Source organism: Pedobacter chitinilyticus (assembly GCF_003313385.1).
Taxonomy (GTDB): Bacteria; Bacteroidota; Bacteroidia; order Sphingobacteriales; family Sphingobacteriaceae; genus Pedobacter; species Pedobacter chitinilyticus.
Genome location: NZ_QMHN01000002.1, coordinates 200,076 through 218,703 on the forward strand (window position 1 = coordinate 200,076; position 18,628 = coordinate 218,703).

At 37.6% G+C, this 18,628-nt stretch carries 18 protein-coding genes; 7 read left to right on the forward strand and 11 right to left on the reverse strand.

The window, feature by feature from the left end; all coding sequences use genetic code 11:
- Positions 1 to 56 precede the first annotated feature (56 nt).
- The 4 genes from DUT70_RS07775 to DUT70_RS07790 all read left to right on the forward strand — a co-directional run bounded on the left by DUT70_RS07775 (position 57) and on the right by DUT70_RS07790 (position 5,567).
- On the forward strand, positions 57 to 839 hold the full coding sequence (locus DUT70_RS07775) for a LytR/AlgR family response regulator transcription factor (RefSeq protein WP_113646763.1): 783 nt from the start codon (positions 57 to 59) through the stop codon (positions 837 to 839).
- Positions 814 to 3,759: a ligand-binding sensor domain-containing protein gene (locus tag DUT70_RS07780; protein ID WP_113646764.1), complete on the forward strand. Its 2,946-nt coding sequence runs from the start codon at positions 814 to 816 to the stop codon at positions 3,757 to 3,759. Before DUT70_RS07775 ends, DUT70_RS07780 begins: the two co-directional genes overlap by 26 nt.
- Positions 3,760 to 4,185: 426 nt before the next feature.
- On the forward strand, positions 4,186 to 4,380 hold the full coding sequence (locus DUT70_RS07785) for a hypothetical protein (RefSeq protein WP_113646765.1): 195 nt from the start codon (positions 4,186 to 4,188) through the stop codon (positions 4,378 to 4,380).
- Between the two features lie 68 nt (positions 4,381 to 4,448).
- Positions 4,449 to 5,567, forward strand: coding sequence for a GNAT family N-acetyltransferase (locus DUT70_RS07790; protein ID WP_113646766.1), 1,119 nt, complete (start codon positions 4,449 to 4,451; stop codon positions 5,565 to 5,567).
- Positions 5,568 to 5,837: 270 nt separating this feature from the next.
- On the opposite strand, the gene DUT70_RS07795 is transcribed toward DUT70_RS07790, so the two are convergent.
- From DUT70_RS07795 to DUT70_RS07835, 9 genes are all read right to left on the reverse strand, one after another.
- The gene (locus DUT70_RS07795; RefSeq protein WP_240432056.1) at positions 5,838 to 6,188 is read right to left on the reverse strand and encodes a helix-turn-helix domain-containing protein; all 351 of its coding nucleotides are present in this window, start codon (positions 6,186 to 6,188) and stop codon (positions 5,838 to 5,840) included.
- 4 nt (positions 6,189 to 6,192) lie between these two features.
- A complete protein-coding gene (locus DUT70_RS07800; protein ID WP_113646767.1) occupies positions 6,193 to 7,548 on the reverse strand; it encodes a UDP-N-acetylmuramate--L-alanine ligase in 1,356 nt (451 codons plus the stop codon).
- 82 nt (positions 7,549 to 7,630) lie between these two features.
- Positions 7,631 to 8,464 (reverse strand): 50S ribosomal protein L11 methyltransferase, encoded by an 834-nt coding sequence (gene prmA, locus DUT70_RS07805; RefSeq protein WP_113646768.1) that lies wholly within the window; start codon positions 8,462 to 8,464, stop codon positions 7,631 to 7,633.
- A complete protein-coding gene (gene tpiA / locus DUT70_RS07810) occupies positions 8,464 to 9,225 on the reverse strand; it encodes a triose-phosphate isomerase (RefSeq protein WP_113646769.1) in 762 nt (253 codons plus the stop codon). The genes prmA and tpiA overlap by 1 nt, the downstream gene beginning before the upstream one ends.
- Positions 9,226 to 9,341: 116 nt before the next feature.
- Positions 9,342 to 10,511, reverse strand: coding sequence for a putative sugar nucleotidyl transferase (locus tag DUT70_RS07815; RefSeq protein WP_113646770.1), 1,170 nt, complete (start codon positions 10,509 to 10,511; stop codon positions 9,342 to 9,344).
- A gap of 68 nt (positions 10,512 to 10,579) precedes the next feature.
- Positions 10,580 to 10,828: a type B 50S ribosomal protein L31 gene (locus DUT70_RS07820; protein ID WP_113646771.1), complete on the reverse strand. Its 249-nt coding sequence runs from the start codon at positions 10,826 to 10,828 to the stop codon at positions 10,580 to 10,582.
- A 254-nt stretch (positions 10,829 to 11,082) separates the two neighbouring features.
- Positions 11,083 to 11,709: a hypothetical protein gene (locus DUT70_RS07825; RefSeq protein ID WP_128353338.1), complete on the reverse strand. Its 627-nt coding sequence runs from the start codon at positions 11,707 to 11,709 to the stop codon at positions 11,083 to 11,085.
- Positions 11,710 to 11,815: 106 nt separating this feature from the next.
- Positions 11,816 to 12,463: a response regulator gene (locus tag DUT70_RS07830; RefSeq protein WP_205529763.1), complete on the reverse strand. Its 648-nt coding sequence runs from the start codon at positions 12,461 to 12,463 to the stop codon at positions 11,816 to 11,818.
- 20 nt (positions 12,464 to 12,483) lie between these two features.
- A complete protein-coding gene (locus tag DUT70_RS07835; protein ID WP_113646774.1) occupies positions 12,484 to 14,232 on the reverse strand; it encodes a tetratricopeptide repeat-containing sensor histidine kinase in 1,749 nt (582 codons plus the stop codon).
- A 214-nt stretch (positions 14,233 to 14,446) separates the two neighbouring features.
- Between DUT70_RS07835 and DUT70_RS07840 the strand changes: the two genes are divergently transcribed.
- Positions 14,447 to 15,694, forward strand: coding sequence for a cation:proton antiporter (locus DUT70_RS07840; protein WP_113646775.1), 1,248 nt, complete (start codon positions 14,447 to 14,449; stop codon positions 15,692 to 15,694).
- 192 nt (positions 15,695 to 15,886) lie between these two features.
- Here DUT70_RS07840 and DUT70_RS07845 read toward each other — a convergent pair whose 3' ends face one another.
- Together DUT70_RS07845 and mce are read right to left on the reverse strand one after the other, a co-directional pair.
- Positions 15,887 to 16,165, reverse strand: a complete 279-nt coding sequence (locus DUT70_RS07845; protein ID WP_113647208.1) for a hypothetical protein — start codon at positions 16,163 to 16,165, stop codon at positions 15,887 to 15,889.
- Between the two features lie 5 nt (positions 16,166 to 16,170).
- Positions 16,171 to 16,572 carry a methylmalonyl-CoA epimerase gene (mce, locus tag DUT70_RS07850; protein WP_113646776.1) on the reverse strand — a complete coding sequence of 134 codons (402 nt, stop codon included), beginning with the start codon at positions 16,570 to 16,572 and terminating at the stop codon, positions 16,171 to 16,173.
- A gap of 237 nt (positions 16,573 to 16,809) precedes the next feature.
- Here mce and DUT70_RS07855 point away from each other — a divergent pair, with 237 nt between their 5' ends.
- Both DUT70_RS07855 and iscU read left to right on the forward strand, forming a co-directional pair.
- On the forward strand, positions 16,810 to 18,021 hold the full coding sequence (locus tag DUT70_RS07855; protein ID WP_113646777.1) for an IscS subfamily cysteine desulfurase: 1,212 nt from the start codon (positions 16,810 to 16,812) through the stop codon (positions 18,019 to 18,021).
- 112 nt (positions 18,022 to 18,133) lie between these two features.
- The gene (gene iscU / locus DUT70_RS07860; RefSeq protein WP_113646778.1) at positions 18,134 to 18,547 is read left to right on the forward strand and encodes a Fe-S cluster assembly scaffold IscU; all 414 of its coding nucleotides are present in this window, start codon (positions 18,134 to 18,136) and stop codon (positions 18,545 to 18,547) included.
- Positions 18,548 to 18,628: the final 81 nt, after the last annotated feature.

An 18,628-nucleotide genomic window follows, 5' to 3' on the forward strand; every position in this document is an offset into this window, starting at 1 on the left:
TTGATGGCTATTTTCCAGTTTCGGCGTATTTTTTATAAATTGAGCCAAACTAAACGATGGCAGCATTAAACACAATTATTGTTGACGATGAGGAATTTGCACGTTCATCATTGTACTTCTTGTTGCAGGAAAACTGCCCAGAAGTAAATATTTGTGGCATTGCAAAGTCCGTTGGCGAAGCAAGAGCACTATTGCAGAGCTACGATGTGGACCTTATTTTTTTAGACATTGCCATGCCAGGCGAAAATGGTTTTTCGTTAATTCCACAGGCTCAAGAAGCAAACGCCACCGTTATTTTCACTACAGCTTATGACCAATACGCCCTAAAAGCCATTAAAGCAAATGCCATTGACTACCTTTTAAAACCCATTGACATAGAAGAACTGGTTGCAGCCGTTGAGAAAGCCACTAAATATCAGCAGCTCAACCAAGCATTGCACCAAAATACGGGGCTTAAAAACCTAGAAACAGCATTAAAAGAGCAAAAAGGGATCAATAGGTTAACTTTACCTAGTGGGCAAGGTTATCGTTTAATAGATGTTGACGACATCATTCATATTGAAGCCGATAGCAACTACTCGATCTTTCATCTCAAAAACAAAGAAAAAATCACCGTTTCTAAAGTATTAAAGGATTACGAAGAAATACTTCCTGAAGAACGCTTTTTCAGAATCCATAAATCAAGTATCGTGAACCTTAAATATGTGAAGGAATACAACAATAAAAACGGCCTGGTATTGTTATTGGAAAATGGAGAATCTCTGGTGGTATCAAGAAGGCGAGCAAGTGATTTCTTCGAAAAAATAAAAACCTATGCGCTACTGCAAAGTGAAAAATAAATCTGCAATATGGCTAATAGGCTTTTTATTGATCATTCTAAATAGCTTAAGCACCTTTGCCCAAACCGTTTACCTTCCCCACTACAGCACCAAAGATGGTTTGCCTAGCAATAATTGTTTTTATATGCTACAGGACCAAAAAGGCTTTATTTGGATTGCCACTGATGCTGGAGTAAGTAGATTTGACGGTGCCGTTTTTGAAAATTTTTCGGTGGATGATGGGTTGCCCGACAACCAAATTCTGCAACTAAGGGAGGACAGCAAAGGCCGCATTTGGTTCATGGCCCTTAATGGACAATTGAGTTATTTCCTCAACGGCAAAATCCATAATGAGAAAAACAACTCGAACTTAAAGGACTTGAACTTTAATGGTGTAGTGGTTTCTTTTTTGGAAGATAGCAAGGGAAGGCTATGGTTTGGAACAAATAACAATGTTATTGGTGTGTGGGATGGCACTAAAACAATTAAAATGGTATCCAAGGATTCCCATTTCAAATATCAAAACGCCTATCTTTATGAAGACCACAATAAGCATATCAAGGCGTTTACCAATATTGCGGCATTTAGCTATAAAAATGGAAGCTTTACGCTAACGCATCAACAGCGTTACCCTTTATCGTATAAAACAATTTACCAACGCAGAAACGGTATCTACTTTTTGGATAAGGATGGTTTAAATCACTTGAGCAATACTGGACTTAAGCAGATGCTACCAATTGATCAAAAGCTGCTTGAATCTAATTTAGGCTACATGTACATGAATGATAGTGAGCTTTGGATTTGTAACGAGACAGGTGTTAAAGGAATGAGATACGATGGCAGAAGCGCCAGCTTTTTGCAGGGAGTTAACGTAAACCAAGTGATTGAAGATAGGCAGGATAATCTTTGGTTTACCACTAAAAACGGCATATACAAACTTCCCCAGCTCAAGGATCAGCTATATACCTTCAACCGAGAAGACGGCTTGAACAACAGTATGATCAAAAGCATCTTGAAGGATAAATATAATCGATTGTGGTTAGGTGCCAACAATGGCATCATCAACATATTGGATTTAAAAACAAAAAATAGCGTTCAAATTAATTTACCTAACCCAGAGCAGTACAACGTCATTAAGCAGTTAGTGCTCGACAAGAAAAACGCGAAAGTATTTTTCGCCTCAGATTATGGTTTAGGAGCTGTTAATAGTAATTATCCTGTAAGCAAAGATTTTAAGTTCTTAAGAGAGACCAACAACAACATGTTTGTGGTCAAAAACTTTACTATCGATACCACTACCAAACTTACGCTATCCATGTCTTCAGGGGTAGTAATTATCAACGACAGGAACAAACTCGAATTCTCGGTATTGAAATACAAAGAGCAGCAAGATTTTTTTAGGGACCGTTCTTATAGGGTATTTTATGATAAAGGGCAAAATCTATGGTTTTCCAATATCAGCGGCTTATCAGAGTTTAACCACAACAAACTGAATAAGCATTACGAAAAATACCCTCTACTCACCAAAAGGATTAACGATATGCGCCAATTACCAGATGGCAGTATCGCTATGGCGACAGATGGTTATGGCATTATCATTTTTAAAGGTGGAAAAATCACACAACTTATTGATTATAAAAGAGGGCTTAGTAATAACATCATTAACAAGTTGTTTGTAAGGGACAACAATCTTTGGGCAATTAGCAATACGGGAATCAATAGGATATCCTTTAACAAAGAAAAGGCCATCGTTAGCGCCTTTGATGACGTGAACGGCATTTTATCCGACAATTTGAACGATTTGTATATTGACAAAGACACCGCCTATTTTGCGACCAATAACGGGTTGGTTTATTTTGCCTACAACCATTTGCTCCAAACCTCTCAGGCACCCAAAGTTTACATTACCGCTGTGGTTAACAATAGGCAGTCTCTCGACCTCAACAGTAGTTTTAAGCTTAAACCTATTGAGCAGAGTTTAATTATCAATTATAGTGCGATCGATTTTAATAGCAAAAATATAAGCTATAGATACAGGCTTAAAAATAATGGAAATTGGATTGAGACCAAAAATCGCAGGTTAGAACTTTCATCACTTGAACCAGGCGAATATATTTTTGAAGTAAGTGCTAAAAACCAGAACAGTAACTGGGGCGAACCTGCTAAAATTAAACTGATTTTGGAAAAGAAGTTTTACCAAACTTGGTGGTTCATTGGAGCTTTGTTGCTACTTGGTGGTTACCTCATTTATGTGATTAGTGTAGCCATTACTAGGAGACAAAAAAACAAGGAACAGGAACAATTATTACTGAAAAATAAAATTCTGATGTTGGAGCAACAGGCTTTACAGGCCATGATGAATCCTCACTTTGTATTTAATGTAATGAATTCAATCCAGCATTATATCAATACCAAAAACACGTCGTCGGCCAATAAAGTGCTTACGGGTTTTGCCCGTTTGATCAGGAAAAACCTGGAAATTTGTACACAGAGCTATATTTCTTTGGAAGAGGAGATCAACTACCTTAACCTATATCTCAACCTGGAGAAAAATCGGTTTGGAGAGAAATTTCACTTCGAAATCCATGTTGATCCGCAAATAGACAAAGAAGAAACAATGATCCCATCGATGTTGCTACAGCCATATATCGAAAATGCCATTTGGCATGGCATTATGCCAAAAGAAGAGGGCGGCACAGTGACCATCAACATTAGTGAACAAAATGAGGAGACTTTGCTCATCAGGATTATTGACGATGGTATAGGCATAGACAATTCCTTAGCTGCCAAAAAAGACGGACACCAGAGCAAAGGGATGGATTTGACGAAAGAACGAATCAACTTGTTAAACAAAATTGAAGCAAAATCCATACAACTGGATATTAAACAGCACGGAAAAACAGGCACTATTGTTTCCATTTCTATTCCGTTCACCCCATAAAATACCGTTTACTCAAATATTACTACCACTCACTAAATAAGCGTGCATCTTAGGCTTTTTTGTATTAAACTTGTTTTAAGAAATTAAACAAACATTAATTGTTTGTTCTGAGAGCGTTCTTATAGAATTGACTAAAGATATTTTTTAACCTAACCTAAAAGTATATCTCAATTCAGGTTTCATTTGTGTGTTAAAAGCGTCCCGATTTTTCAATTAGGACGCTTTTTTATTTTACATCCTCCCTCTTTATAAGGCCTCAAAAAATATCGCTAAAAAGTTCAAAAAAAGTTTTCGAAAAATGGTTTTTATTCTATTTTTGGGCCTGCGAAAAAACGAAACAAACAACGCTGTTTTCTATTTTAAAAAAGATTTTTGTAACTTTAATTAGCGCATTTAACTTTCGAACTATTAACAATTTTTTGTGTAATGAAAACGCCAAAAAAACCTATTCAAGACAAGCCTACTGGCAAGCCAAATTCTAAGAAAGAAGAGATGGATGAAGAACTAGATGACGTCCAAGATGAGAAAAATGTAGATGAGGACGAAGATGACTTTGACATGCCTCTGGACGACTTCGACAATTTCGAGAGTTATGACGACGATGATGATGAAGATTATTAAAGAACAGTTTATAAACATTATCACAAAAAGCATCCTAAACAGATGCTTTTTGTTATTTTAGCCCCCACATGAAAGTCTTAGCAGTTAACAACGATCAAACGCAAAAACAATTTCTTGACGTGGTAGAGCCTCTTTACCGCAATGACAAAGCATACATCAGACCTTTAGATCAAGACGTTGAAAAAATATTTGATATCCAACAAAATTCATTCTTTAAGCATGGACAATGCACAAGATGGATACTGCTAGACAACAAAGGCAAAGTAATTGGAAGAGTTGCCGCTTTTGTAAACGAAAAAAAAGCTTACGGCTACGAAGTTCCTACTGGTGGAATGGGGTTTTTTGAATGTATAGATGATCAAAACGCTGCCAACCTACTTTTTGATACTGCTAAGACATGGTTAATTGAACGTGGCATGAAAGCCATGGAAGGTCCCATTAATTTTGGTGAAAACGACAGTTTCTGGGGACTTTTGGTAGAGGGCTTTATTCCCGCATCGTATGGCATGAATTACCATTTGCCTTACTACCATCAACTATTTAAAAATTATGGATTTGAGACGTCCTACGAGCAGCTCACGAACATTATAGATTTAACCATCCCCTTCCCTGCCCGATTTACTAAAATAGCCAACTGGGTAGCTGCTAAGCCTGGATACACTTTTGAATATTTCAAAAAAGACAAAGCAGATAAATACATTAGCGACTTGATGGAGATTTACAACGACGGTTGGAAAGACTTCGAAAACTTTGTTCCCATTAAGAAGGAAATCCTACAGGAGAGCTTTAAGCAGATGGAGGTAATTATGGACGAGAAGTTAATTTGGTTTGCTTATGTAGACGGAGAACCTGCTTCTTTTACCGTACTTATTCCTGATGCTAACCAAATGATCAAAGACTTTAACGGAAAGCTTGGTCTGTTACAGAAATTAAAATTCGCTTACAGGCGTTGGGTTGGTGTTACACGCATGAGGGCAATTGTAATGGGCACCAAAACAGCCTACCAAAAACATGGCTTAGAATCGGCCCTATTTATCAAACTTGGTGAATATGTACTCCCTAAAAATCAATATACCGAGCTAGAATTGTCATGGGTAGGAGATTTTAATGAGAAGATGTTGGCCATACACGAAGCGACTGGTGCTAAATTTGGCAAAAAGCATTTGACTTTAAGAAAGGATTTTTAAGATTCGTTTCCTATGTGACTATGTGGTTCATTTAGACCACATAAGTAACCAGAAAGCGCAACCACGTAGACACATAGCGGCACATTAAGAAACGGGACAAGATAGATTTAGTAGAGATAAAAGACCCTCTCTGCCCTGTGGGCATCTCTCCCAAAGGGAGAGAAAAGAGCAAGGTTAACTAAGCAATATGCTGCTCTCTCCCTCTGGTAGAGATGGCGTAGCCAGAAAGGGTAAATTACTATTTAAAGAACCAACGAGATTCGAAATACCTTACAGACCTAACTTATCATAAAGGTCGATAACCTTCTTTTGAAGCTTCATTATTTCTGTATCCTTATCCGCAAGCAGTTTTTTCAAAGAGGAAATTTCGGCTATATTTTGTGATGGTTGAATGTTAGCTGGAGCATCTTTATAAAGAACAGCAGTTATCGAAACCTCAAAATACTTTGCTATTTGAATTAAACGAGATAGATTAATATCTGTTTGTCCATTTTCAATTTTTGAAAGCGCAGCTACTGAAATACCCAATGCCTTGGCTACTTCAGTTTGCCCCTTTCCTTTATCCAGTCGCAGCTGCCTAATGTTGCTTCCTACCTCCGTAATTAAGTGCTGACTGGTCAAAATATTAATTGGTTTTCAACTCACTGGCCAGTTTTGGTAAATCAAGCCCAGCATAAGTACCAGAACTCATTAACAGCAAGTTGGTTTGATGATAATTAAGACTTTTCAAATAAGTTTCTAGTTTAGTTGGATCGTCAAAAAACAATAATTTATCGTCCTCAAAAGCTTCCTTGATATCTGCTTCAGTTAATGGTTGCATTTTTTTCTGCTCAAAAGTCTTTGCATCGATATATACCATGGCAACATCAGCATCCTTCATTGCGCCGCTATATTCCTTCAAAAACTGCTTATTCAAGCTACTAAAAGTATGCAATTCCATAAGAGCTACCAATCTCCTATCTGTAAACTGTGTCTTAACCGCATGAATCGTCGCTTTTAGTTTAGACGGCGAATGGGCAAAGTCTTTATAAATATTGGTTTGATTTACCGCAGCCACCAATTCCAGTCTTTTCGCAGCGCCTGCAAAAGAAGCAATGGCTTCGTTAAAACCTTCCTCTGCAATACCTAATTTAGCACAAACCTGTTTGGCTGCATTTAAGTTCATTAAATTATGATCTCCAAACACATTTAACGGGGTTTGTTGCGGCAACAGATAGGTCACCCCATTTCTTACCTCATGAGCAGGAACACCATAAGGAATTTTCTCTACGTCAGCCGTAGACTTTAACACCGTTTGATTTAGTTCTTCATCCACTTCGCAATAAATCAACGTACCTTTTGGCGTAATGGTCTCTATGAATTTAGCAAACTGCTCCACGTAGTCGGCAAAAGTTGGGAATACATTGATGTGATCCCAAGCAATACCGCTAATTACCGCTATATTGGCATGGTACAGATGGAATTTCGGTCTTCTATCAATTGGAGAAGCCAAATATTCGTCGCCCTCAATCACCATAATCGGTGCTGTATCGGTAATTTTCACCATGGTATCAAAACCAGCCAACTGCGCTCCAACTAAATAGTCGAAATCCTTTTGATGATAATTAAGCACATGCAAGATCATAGAAGTAATGGTGGTTTTGCCGTGGCTACCTCCAATAACTACCCTGATTTTATCTTTTGATTGCTCATAAATGTACGCTGGATAAGAGTAGATTTTCAATCCCAGTTCCTGAGCTTTCAGCAATTCTGGATTATCTATACGAGCATGCATCCCCAAGATGATGGCATCAATATCTGGTGTGATACGGTTTTCATCCCAACCCATTTCGGCTGGCAGCAAACCATATTTATCCAAGCGGCTTTTAGAGGGCTCGTAAACCACATCATCTGAACCGCTTACTTCAAAACCTTTTTTATGTAGTGCTATCGCCAAATTGTGCATGGCAGCACCACCAACAGCGATTAAATGAATACGCATATCTATAAATTTTGAATGAGTGAATTTTGAATGAGTAAATTAACATCCTAATCATTCAAAATTCACTCATCCTATCATTCAATTATTTTTTTACAAACTTCGCGGCTACCCAATCCCCCATTTTTTTATGGTTTTGGTAAACTAAGCCGTACTGTTCTGCATGCGATTTGATAATATCCAAATCTGGGGTTTCATAAAAACCACTGAATAAAATCAATCCACCATTTTTAAGCACAGCGGTATAGCTCTCTATCTGATCTAAAAGGATATTTCTGTTAATATTCGCCAAAATGATATCGAAAGTCGTTTGAGGAATGACTTCTTTACTTCCATGTAGAGAAACCAAATTTTCGATAGCGTTTAGCTTTGCGTTTTCGATAGCGCTTAAATAGCAAACTTCGTCATAATCTATCGCTACAATATCCTTTGCTCCTCTTTTTGCTGCCAAAATACCTAAAATTGCTGTGCCTGCCCCCATGTCCAATACCGAAGCATCGGTTACATCGGTTTCAAGCACATATTGCATCATCATGGTGGTGGTTTGGTGGTGTCCTGTACCAAAAGCCATTTTGGGGTCAATCACTATCTCATATTGATATTGTGGCTGAGGTTCATGAAAAGTTGCCCTTACATAGCAATTATCACTAATGATCAATGGACTAAAATTCTTTTCCCACTCTTCGTTCCAATTTTGAGGTGCAATTTCCTGCGCTTCATAACGAACGGCAAAATCCAGTTCTTCCACCACTTCTTTTAGCTTAGTCTCTTCAAATTGATCAGCAATGATAAAGGCATCGAAACCTTTTGTAGAATCTACAAAGGAATCGAAGCCAATCTCGGCCAGTTGGCCAACTAAAAGATCTTGCTGGTACTCTTCGATTTGCTCGAAGCTAAAACTTACCTGTATATAATCCATTAAGAATTTAATGCTTTAACAATGTCTGTAAAATCACGTGATTTTAATGAGGCTCCGCCAATTAAACCACCATCAATATCAGCCTGTGCAAAAAGCTCAGGTGCATTTTTGGCATTACAGCTTCCACCGTATAAAATCGTGGTATCGTCGGCAGCGTTTACGCCATATTTTGCTTCAACTTTAGAACGGATAAACGCATGGATATCTTGAGCTTGTTCTGGTGTAGCGGTTAAACCAGTTCCAATAGCCCAAACGGGTTCGTAAGCCAATACTACTTTTGCGAAATCTTCGGCACTTAAACCAAAAACACCTTCTTCAAGTTGGCTTTCAATCACATTAAAATAGCTTCCGTTATTTCTTTCGTCCAAAGTTTCACCAATACAGAAGATAGGCACTAAATTATTTTGTAATGCAGTAACGGTTTTTTCTGCCAACAGTTGATTGTTCTCAGCAAAATATTGTCTACGCTCAGAGTGACCAATAATCACATACTCTGCGCCTGTAGATTTGATCATTTTTGCAGAAATTTCTCCTGTGTAAGCTCCGCTTTCATTTTGATGGCAGTTTTGTGCTCCAATTTTAACCACACCCGACGATAGTTGTGCTAGGCTATTCAAATGAATAAATGGAGCGCAGATTACCGCAATTTGGTCACCTTTTTTCTCGTCTCTTACCATGTTTACAATTTCAGAGAACAATGAAACTCCTTCATTGTAGTCATTATTCATTTTCCAGTTTCCAGCAACTATTTTTTTTCTCATATCTATATTGGGGTTTTTAAGTTTGAATCGTTATAAAGTTGTAATGTTGTAAAGTTAGCGTATTAAAACCTTTCAATCCCTAACCTTTCAACTTTCCAACGCTTAAATTCGTAAATTTAAAAGTGTCTATATTGTTTTGTAATTTCAAAGATGTGGGTGATGATTCCTCTTTCTATTTCGTCTAAAGCCGTATCTCTACGTTCGTAAACTTTTTCGGTGGTTTCCAGCATTTTATCTAAAGCGTAAACGTCGAAACCATGCGAACCGCCCCATGAAAAATCTGGGATGAAATTACGAGGGAACCCTGCTCCAAAAACATTAGCGCTTACGCCAGCTACCGTACCCGTGTTGAACATGGTGTTAATGGCGCATTTGGCATGATCGGCCATGATTAAACCACAAAATTGCAATCCCGTTTTTCGGAAAGTTTCTTTATCATAGTCCCATAAGCGCACTTCTGCATAGTTATTCTTCAGGTTTGAGTTATTGCTATCAGCACCGATATTACACCATTGACCTAATACCGAATTGCCCAAATAGCCTTCGTGGCCTTTTGAGGAATAACCCCAAATCATGGCATTGTTAATTTCGCCTCCTACCCTACTAAATGGCCCTATGGTTGTTTTACCATAAATTTTGGCGCCCATTTTCACTTGAGAATCATGGCATAAGGCAAATGAGCCACGGATATGGCAACCTTCCCAAACCTGGCTATTTTTACCCAAATAAATTGGACCTTGTAACGTATTAAAGGTACTGCATTCGGCCGTTGCACCTTCTTCTACAAAAATGTTATCGCCCAAAATGGTATTGGTGCTGCTTAGCTTAGCGGAAGTTTTTCCTTTGGTAAGTAAAGCGAAGTCTTTTTGCAGTTCGATGTCGTTAAATCCAAAAATCTGTTCTGGATAGTCAATCTTTACAAAGCCATAGAGATAAGCGACTCTTTCCAACTTACTCATTGCCTCTGAATATTGGAGCGTAGCAGATGATTTGTAAGCGATTACCACATCGGCGGCATGTAGTACCTGACCATCTTTTAAGTTTGCGATGGCTTCTAACAGCTCGGTATCTGGGCAAATTGCTCCGTTAATAAACAATTCTGCCTGTATCACCGAATATTTTTTGCTTAGATAGTCTTCTGTTTGGAAGCCAAATGCTACGTCAAGATGCTTGCCCCATTTCTCTGCAATGGTGAGGATACCGACTCTTAAATCGGCCACAGGTCGTGTAAACGTTAGCGGCCTAAGTGTTAGCCAAGATTTGTCATCAAAAAGGTTGATTGCCATAAGCTACAAAAATAAAAAAAGTCCCGGGCTTACGCTCGGGACTTTCAAAAAATATCTCTTTAGCTAAATTATTTTTTAGCGTAACGGTTTTTGAATTTATCGATACGACCTGCTGTATCAACCAATTTCATTTTACCAGTATAGAAAGGGTGAGAAGTATGAGAAATCTCTAATTTATAAAGAGGATACTCGTTACCATCTTCCCATTTAACAGTTTCTTTAGTCTCTACACAAGATTTTGTTAAGAAAGAATAGTCGTTAGACATATCTTTAAATACAACAAATCTGTAGCTTGATGGATGCAAATCTTTTTTCATAATCTATTTAATTTTATTTTGAAACCTCAGCGCAAGCTTTGCAATTTGCTGGCAAACGATGCTGATGAGTGCCTCTTATCTTTTATCTCTATTTTTAGAGGTGCAAATATCTAGATTATTTTCCATATAAACAATATTACAAAAGAGATATTTTTATAAAATCATTTTTTAAAAACATTGACCCTTATTTTCTTACACCTGAGTGCCGTTTAACATCGCAGGCATCACCTTTCAAAATATTTTTAGCCAAAACATTAAAACATCGGAATACTCCCAGAAATCAAATCGGTATCAAAAACTGCACGAGCATCTCCTTGTTTAATAAAAACAGTTCCACCTTTGCTATTATCGATATTTATGATCCCATAACGTACGTTACGGAGCAAATCTCCATCTTTAACGCCAGAAATGACGATACCAAAAATAGCTAAATTACTGCCTTGTACGGCTTTTACTTTACCATAAATGGTAAAATCATTCCCCTTTCCACTAATTGCAGTAACAATACTTGTATCTGCGTTACCAACAAAATTTTTACCAATTAGCTTTATATTGTTGTCTTTATCCTGGGTGAAGAATTTTACTGAAACATCATTAAAAACCATATTTGCAGGATCTTGAGGACGATTGCTTTTCAACAATCTCAACGGTTTAATGCCAAAAGCGCCTTCAAGGTTAGGTGGCTCTACCTCCTGATTTAATACAATGCCCAACTTGGCTAGCGTATCTTGGTATTGCTTGGGAATAATATCATTGATTTTCCTTGTCAGCTCCTCTTTTTTGATTGCTTCAACAACTTCATTTGTGTCGTTATCTTTTTTACAAGCAAAAATCATCATCACACAAAACGTTAGAAATAACGTAGTTTTCATTTTATTCATTTCAGTACGGTTTTAACCTTGGATTAATTTCCAAACCAAAATTGAAAGTAAAAAATGCGCCAACATATACCACAACGAGGTATTTTACAAGCACTTAAAAACAACACTATTTTAATCCTTGCTGTATTGCTTTTAAAATCGCCTCTGCTTTTGATGCCACATGCAATTTTTTGTAGATATGCTTGATGTGGGTACGTACTGTTTCGTAACTAATGAAAGTTTTTTCGGCAATGTCCCTGTAGTTATGACCGTCCACCACCAACGAAAGAATTTCTTTCTCGCGGGTGCTCAAATCGAAGTCGGTATCTTCTGGCTGAACTAAAATCACGTTTTTACGCACAAAAAAGCCCATCACCTTTTGCGCAATGGAGGTCGACATTGCTCCTCCTCCAGCAAAAACTTCTTTAATGGCTTCCAACTGTCTTGTAGGACTGTCGGTTTTGAGAATATAACCAGAAGCGCCAGCACACAAAGCATTAAATATTTTATCACTATCGTTAAAGACGGTTTGAATTAACACCTTTATCTCTGGAAATTCCTCTCTTATTATTTTTGTAGCTTCTATTCCATTTAAACCAGGCATTTCAATATCCATTAAAACTACGTCTGGTTGGCTAAAATGAATATCGGCCAGCACTTGATTAACATTAACAAAGGAACCAGTGCAAACAAATCCTGGCGAACCGTTGATAATTGTCTGCAAAGCTTCTCTTATCAACTTATTATCCTCAAATATTGCTACTTTAATGTTCATGTTCATTTATTTTGATGCCTTTAAAACTTATAACTAAAATGAACATTTGTTCCAACACCTAACTCACTTGATATTGATAGCTGCAGATTAATTTCTCTGGCCCTATTTTTCATATTCAGTAAGCCATTCCCTTTTGTTTCTTCTTCCACTAAAAAGCCCTTCCCATTATCTCTAATAGCAACCATCAGTGTTTTATGTTTAATTTCAAAGGTTACCTCCAACACCTCTGCTTCACTATACTTTACCGCATTATTAATGGCTTCTTTACCTATCAAGTAAATATTTTTTCGAGGCTGCATGGGCAATTTCACTTCGTCTAGTGTACCTATTTTGTTAAAGATTAACTGAATTTGTTTAGCGTTTGTAATTTGGATGGCAAATTCCCTAAGTCGTTCTATCAAATCGACCAAATGATCTTGCAAGGGGTTCACTGTCCAAACAATATCATTCAGCTTTGCCACCATCTCGGTGGCATTCTCTTTAATCACATTCAGGGAGTTTTCTACTTCTTTTTGTTCCCCTTGTTTAATTTGCTCTTTAGCGATGTAGCTATACATACCAATACCACTTAAAGTTGCTCCAACTTCATCATGCAAATCTTGGCTAATTTTTGTCCTCAAGTTAGCCAACCTCAATCGCTGAAGCGCATAATAACGATAAGCGACAAAGACAATTACCAATACGCAAAGCACTAATAACAAAACATAAATTCGGGTATTGGCTAAACTTTGTTTATTCTTCGACTCTGCCAGCTCTAGCTTGAAAATAGTCTTTTCATTATTGATTCCTGTGAGTAATAAAGACTGTATTTGCTGATTATTCCGATGGTAAGTGGCCGTTTCTCGTTTCGATTTTAGCTCCAATGTTTTATTAAGTAATTGTATATCGCCGTATTTACGATAAAGTTTAATGGCAATTTCCAAAAACATAGCCGCATAAAAATCATTCAGTTGTGGATACTTATGTAACACGAAAAAGCCTTCATTTAGATATCCAAAGGCTGCCTCTTTATTGCTATTTGCGGCAGCACATTCGGCCATACCACTATAAGCTGTCAACTCCACATCAAACTCATCCGCCTTGATGGCGTACCATTTGGTAAGCTTAAAATACTTAAAAGCACTATCCACTTGTTGATTTAGCAGATAGGCATTACCAATATTTAAAGCACCCGTTGCCACGCCCCTACCAGAATTAATTTCCTGCGCCTTTTTTAAGGATAAAAGGCTATAATAAATGGCACTATCTGGTTCATTCAGTTTTTCGAAGGTCTCCGCTAAATTTCCTAGGATGTGATGAGGTTTGGTTAAATCCATGTACACCTTTTTATAGGGAGGTTGTTTGGCAAAACTCAAAGCCCGCTTAAAAGCCATCCGTGCTTTTTGCAGCTTATTTCCGTTTAAATGGAACAAACCAATAAAATTGTAGGAATCGGCCATGAGCACGCTATCTCTTAATATCTTAGCAATATTTTCTCCTTTAAGAGACTCTTGCAATCCTAGCAGATGTAAATTATTATAATAGTATATTTCTGCCTGACAAGTAGTGAGATAGTAGGAAAACTGGGTCGGTTTTCTGGCGCTATCTATGGAATAGATTTTATTTAGGCAATATTGAGCAGAATCGTATTGATCATTACTCATATAGTCATACGCCTTATTTAAAATTTGTTTCTGAATGAGTGTGCCTTCTTTTTTTTCTACACCTTTTTGCCCGTAAACCAAACTACCTAACAACAACGGCAAGAAAAAAAGAAATCTATTTTTCATTTTAAGAGAGTTACAGCTCTAAACAAGCCGACAAACATTTGCAATATAAATACTTAAGCCTAAAAAACCGATACCCCATTGGGGTATTTATCAAATAAAGAGCATGCCATTTTTTAAATGATGAGTGTAACAAAGCTGCCTTAAAAATTGGCCAAAAATCCTCTAATCGTTATATTGCGAACTTACCTATTCCGAAAATCTTTAATTTTTATTCATGGAGTTATACTATTCGTTTTCTGTTCTCATTGTTCTTGCCTCATTTTTTTCTTATCTAAATCTTCGATATTTAAAGCTGCCCTCTACCATTGGCATTATGATAATCGCCATGTTATCCTCCATCATATTGGTTATTACAGGGCACTTATTTCCAGATACTTTTACGCATTTTTCCAATCTTTTGCGAGATGTAGATTTTACTGAGGTACTGATGGGAGCCATGCTAAATTTTCTTCTATTTGCTGGCGCTATCCACATTAACCTTAAAGATTTGAAGGAACAAAGAGGCCCAATCGTTATTTTCTCTACAGTAAGTGTGGTCATTTCCACTTTTGTGGTCGGCGGTTTGCTATTCTACATCGCACCAATGCTTCATCTCAATATTCCATTTTTGTACTGCTTGCTATTTGGCGCTTTAATCTCTCCTACAGATCCTATTGCCGTAATGGGTGTTTTAAAGGAGGCCAAAGTTAAAAAGTCACTTGAAACCAAAGTAGCAGGCGAATCTCTTTTTAATGATGGTGTTGCGGTGGTGGTTTTTGCCGTGATTTTACAGCTAACTCAAAGCTCGGACATCGACATTTCTTTTGGCAATATTTCCTGGCTTTTGGTTAAAGAAGCTGCTGGTGGATTTATTGTAGGTGCTTTACTAGGTTTAGGTGCCTCAAACGCCATGCGTAAAATTGACGATTATAAAGTTTCCGTGCTCATTACCCTATCGGTAGTTATGGGTGGCTATCTCATTGCAAGAGCAATGCACATTTCTGGTCCGCTCACCATGGTTGCTGCTGGTATTGTGATTGGTAATTATGGAAAAAGAACGGCCATGTCGGCCACAACCAAAGATTACTTGAACAAATTTTGGGAGTTGATTGATGAAATTTTAAACGCCATTTTATTCCTTTTCATCGGTTTTGAATTATTGCTCATCCCTAACATTACCAATTATTGGCTAATGGGTGGAATCAGTATCATCGTTGTGCTTTTTGCCAGATTTATATCGATTTATATTCCTGTTAAAGTCATTCCTTTTAGGAACAAATTCAGCAAAGGAACCATTAAAGTATTGGTTTGGGGCGGTTTAAGAGGTGGTGTTTCCATTGCCTTGGCCTTATCTATTGACGAAGGACCACACAAGCCAGTAATTTTAGCGATTACTTATTTTATTGTGGTTTTCTCTATTATTGTACAAGGGTTGAGCGTAGGCAAAGTAGCTACAAGGGCACTTTCTCAAGAGGAAGAGTAGTTTTATTTCGCCACAGATGCACAGATAATTTAAGATCAAATCTGTGCATCTGTGGCTAATTATTTAGGTGTACTCGTCTACCGTCGGTCCTCCGTCCATCCACCGTCGGTACTACTACTGTGATTGGAGCCTTGATAAATAGGCTATGCTGCAATGCTTCATGGCATGAATTCTTCGCTAATTTTAGATGCTTTAAGATTTCGAATACTTATTCCAAATTTCCAGTTTTGCTTTTTGCCTAGCGATGTAAGCATCTGCGATTACTTCACCAGAACTTGAATTTTCGGCACTTTCCAGCAACCGCTTCAATTTATCCTGATCTACATCAGCGCGATAAAGAATTTGCACCAACTTTGGAAAATCATCTTCTACCAAATATTCAAAAGCCCTTACCAGTACTTCACGTAGTTGGGCTTCAGATATTTCTTCTGGTAGTTCAAAGTCTTTACCTACCATCTTTGCTAACGACATTCCGCTCATTTGATCTCCTGGCAAAGTTCTATCAATACCCCATTCGTAGTTTTTGGATGCACGAAGCAAATCAATTTGTTATCTGCACCTTTTTTTGGCTCTTCGTTTAACAGCACAAAACCTTCTGCTTTCAACCTTTCCATTTCTGCATAAATATCATCCACATCAAAAGCGATATGATGTATTCCCTCTCCCTTTTTAGCGATGAACTTGGCAATAGCACTATCATCAGCTGTGCTAGCTAACAATTCTATCTTATTCTCGCCAGTTTTGAAAAACGCCGTGTCTACGTTTTCACTCTCCACTCGCTCCGTTTTATAGCAGCTAGTGCCTAACAACTGCTCGTACAAAGTCGATGCTTTCTGTAAATCAGCCACCGCTATACCAATATGTTCTATCTTGTTCATATTTTTAATCAAAAAAGTTATCAGTTGCGAGTTATGAATTACGGGGGTCTAAACACATCAGTCGTAACATGCAACACATAACTCCACGCTCTCGTTATCAGAATGTAAAAATGCAGGTTTTATCTATAGCTTCATAGCCATTATTTATAATTGTTCGGAAAGTTTTTTCGTATCTTTGTAGTGTTAAAGGCTGAAAAGTGTTAAACGCTCAGCTAAAATTTTTAAAAACGATATTAGATGGAACTTCCTATTTATTTAGATAATAATGCTACAACACCTCTAGACCCAAGAGTATTAGAAGCGATGTTGCCTTACTTTACCAACAAATTTGGTAATGCAGCTAGTCGTAACCACGCTTTTGGATGGGTTGCTGAAGAGGGTGTAGACTATGCCCGTGAACAAGTTGCAAAATTGATTGGCTGTACAGAAAAAGAAATCATCTTTACTTCTGGTGCTACCGAAGCTGATAACTTGGCGATCAAAGGTGTTTTCGAAATGTATGCAGATAAAGGTAATCACATCATTACCGCTACAACAGAACATAAAGCTGTTTTAGATACTTGCAAACACTTAGAAAAACAAGGTGCAAAGGTTACTTATCTAAACGTAAAAGAAGATGGTTTAATTGATTTAGCTGAATTAGAAGCTGCAATGACGCCAGAAACCATTTTGGTAACCATTATGTACGGAAATAACGAGATTGGTGTTATTCAGCCAGTTAAGGAAATTTCTGCGATTGCCCATAAACACGGTGCTTTATTCATGACTGATGCAACGCAAGCAGTAGGTAAAATCCCTGTTGATGTTAATGCAGATGGTATTGACTTAATGGCTTTTAGTGCACACAAAATGTACGGACCAAAAGGTGTTGGTGCTTTGTACGTGCGCAGAAAAGGACCAAGAGTTAAAGTTACCGCTCAAATGGACGGTGGTGGTCATGAGCGTGGAATGCGTTCAGGAACCTTAAACGTACCAGGTATTGTTGGCTTGGGTAAAGCTTGTGAGCTTTGCCGTTTAGAAATGGACGAAGAAGCAAAACGTTTATCAGCTTTACGTGATAAATTAGAAAGCGCTTTAACGGTATTAGAAGAAAGCTATGTAAATGGTAATGTTGAACATCGCTTACCTCACGTAGCGAACATTTCTTTCAAATATGTAGAAGGTGAAGGCTTGATGATGGCCATGAAAGATTTAGCAGTTTCTTCAGGTTCAGCTTGTACTTCTGCTTCATTGGAACCATCATATGTATTAAAAGCTTTGGGCCTTTCTGATGATTTGGCACACTCTTCGATACGTTTTGGTTTAGGTAGATTTACGACTGAAGAAGAAGTTGACTACGCAATAGAAAATACTAAAAAAGCAGTTAACCATTTGAGAGATCTTTCCCCACTTTGGGAAATGTTTAAAGAGGGTATTGACTTGAGTAAAATTGAGTGGGCAGAGCATTAATTTGCTTTGCAAATTAATGCGTTAAAAGTTGCGAGTTAAAAGTTATGGGCTTTGACCGACAACACGCAACTCGTAACATATAACAATATTATTAAGATATAAGAATAAAGACATGGCATATTCAGAAAAAGTAATTGATCACTATACCAACCCTAGAAACGTTGGTACTTTAAATAAAGAAGCTAAAAACGTAGGTACGGGTTTAGTGGGTGCTCCAGAGTGTGGCGACGTAATGCGTCTACAAATTGAAGTAAATGATGAAAATGTAATTACAGATGCTAAATTCAAAACTTTTGGATGTGGTTCTGCAATCGCTTCTTCATCTTTAGCAACCGAGTGGCTAAAAGGAAAATCTATTGACGAGGCTTTGGCTATCGACAATATGGATTTGGTAGAAGAGTTGGCTTTACCTCCTGTGAAAATCCACTGTTCGGTATTGGCTGAAGATGCAATCAAATCTGCTATTAACGACTATCGCGTTAAAAATGGTTTGGAAGCATTAGAATTACCAAAATCACACCACTAGTAACTGTTACGAGTTATAAGTTTTGAGTGATGGGCTTAAGCGCCTAGATTCTCAACTTGTAACCCGCAACTCATAACAAAA

What these genes read in the sequence shown, in the direction of transcription:
- DUT70_RS07775 (WP_113646763.1), top strand. Translation starts at nt 57, where the DNA reads ATGGCAGCATTAAACACAATTATTGTTGACGATGAGGAATTTGCACGT.
- DUT70_RS07780 (WP_113646764.1), top strand. Translation starts at nt 814, where the DNA reads ATGCGCTACTGCAAAGTGAAAAATAAATCTGCAATATGGCTAATAGGC.
- DUT70_RS07785 (WP_113646765.1), top strand. Translation starts at nt 4,186, where the DNA reads ATGAAAACGCCAAAAAAACCTATTCAAGACAAGCCTACTGGCAAGCCA.
- DUT70_RS07790 (WP_113646766.1), top strand. Translation starts at nt 4,449, where the DNA reads ATGAAAGTCTTAGCAGTTAACAACGATCAAACGCAAAAACAATTTCTT.
- DUT70_RS07800 (WP_113646767.1), bottom strand. Translation starts at nt 7,548, where the DNA reads ATGCGTATTCATTTAATCGCTGTTGGTGGTGCTGCCATGCACAATTTG.
- prmA (WP_113646768.1), bottom strand. Translation starts at nt 8,464, where the DNA reads ATGGATTATATACAGGTAAGTTTTAGCTTCGAGCAAATCGAAGAGTAC.
- tpiA (WP_113646769.1), bottom strand. Translation starts at nt 9,225, where the DNA reads ATGAGAAAAAAAATAGTTGCTGGAAACTGGAAAATGAATAATGACTAC.
- DUT70_RS07815 (WP_113646770.1), bottom strand. Translation starts at nt 10,511, where the DNA reads ATGGCAATCAACCTTTTTGATGACAAATCTTGGCTAACACTTAGGCCG.
- DUT70_RS07820 (WP_113646771.1), bottom strand. Translation starts at nt 10,828, where the DNA reads ATGAAAAAAGATTTGCATCCATCAAGCTACAGATTTGTTGTATTTAAA.
- DUT70_RS07825 (WP_128353338.1), bottom strand. Translation starts at nt 11,709, where the DNA reads ATGAATAAAATGAAAACTACGTTATTTCTAACGTTTTGTGTGATGATG.
- DUT70_RS07830 (WP_205529763.1), bottom strand. Translation starts at nt 12,463, where the DNA reads ATGAACATTAAAGTAGCAATATTTGAGGATAATAAGTTGATAAGAGAA.
- DUT70_RS07835 (WP_113646774.1), bottom strand. Translation starts at nt 14,232, where the DNA reads ATGAAAAATAGATTTCTTTTTTTCTTGCCGTTGTTGTTAGGTAGTTTG.
- DUT70_RS07840 (WP_113646775.1), top strand. Translation starts at nt 14,447, where the DNA reads ATGGAGTTATACTATTCGTTTTCTGTTCTCATTGTTCTTGCCTCATTT.
- DUT70_RS07845 (WP_113647208.1), bottom strand. Translation starts at nt 16,165, where the DNA reads ATGTCGTTAGCAAAGATGGTAGGTAAAGACTTTGAACTACCAGAAGAA.
- mce (WP_113646776.1), bottom strand. Translation starts at nt 16,572, where the DNA reads ATGAACAAGATAGAACATATTGGTATAGCGGTGGCTGATTTACAGAAA.
- DUT70_RS07855 (WP_113646777.1), top strand. Translation starts at nt 16,810, where the DNA reads ATGGAACTTCCTATTTATTTAGATAATAATGCTACAACACCTCTAGAC.
- iscU (WP_113646778.1), top strand. Translation starts at nt 18,134, where the DNA reads ATGGCATATTCAGAAAAAGTAATTGATCACTATACCAACCCTAGAAAC.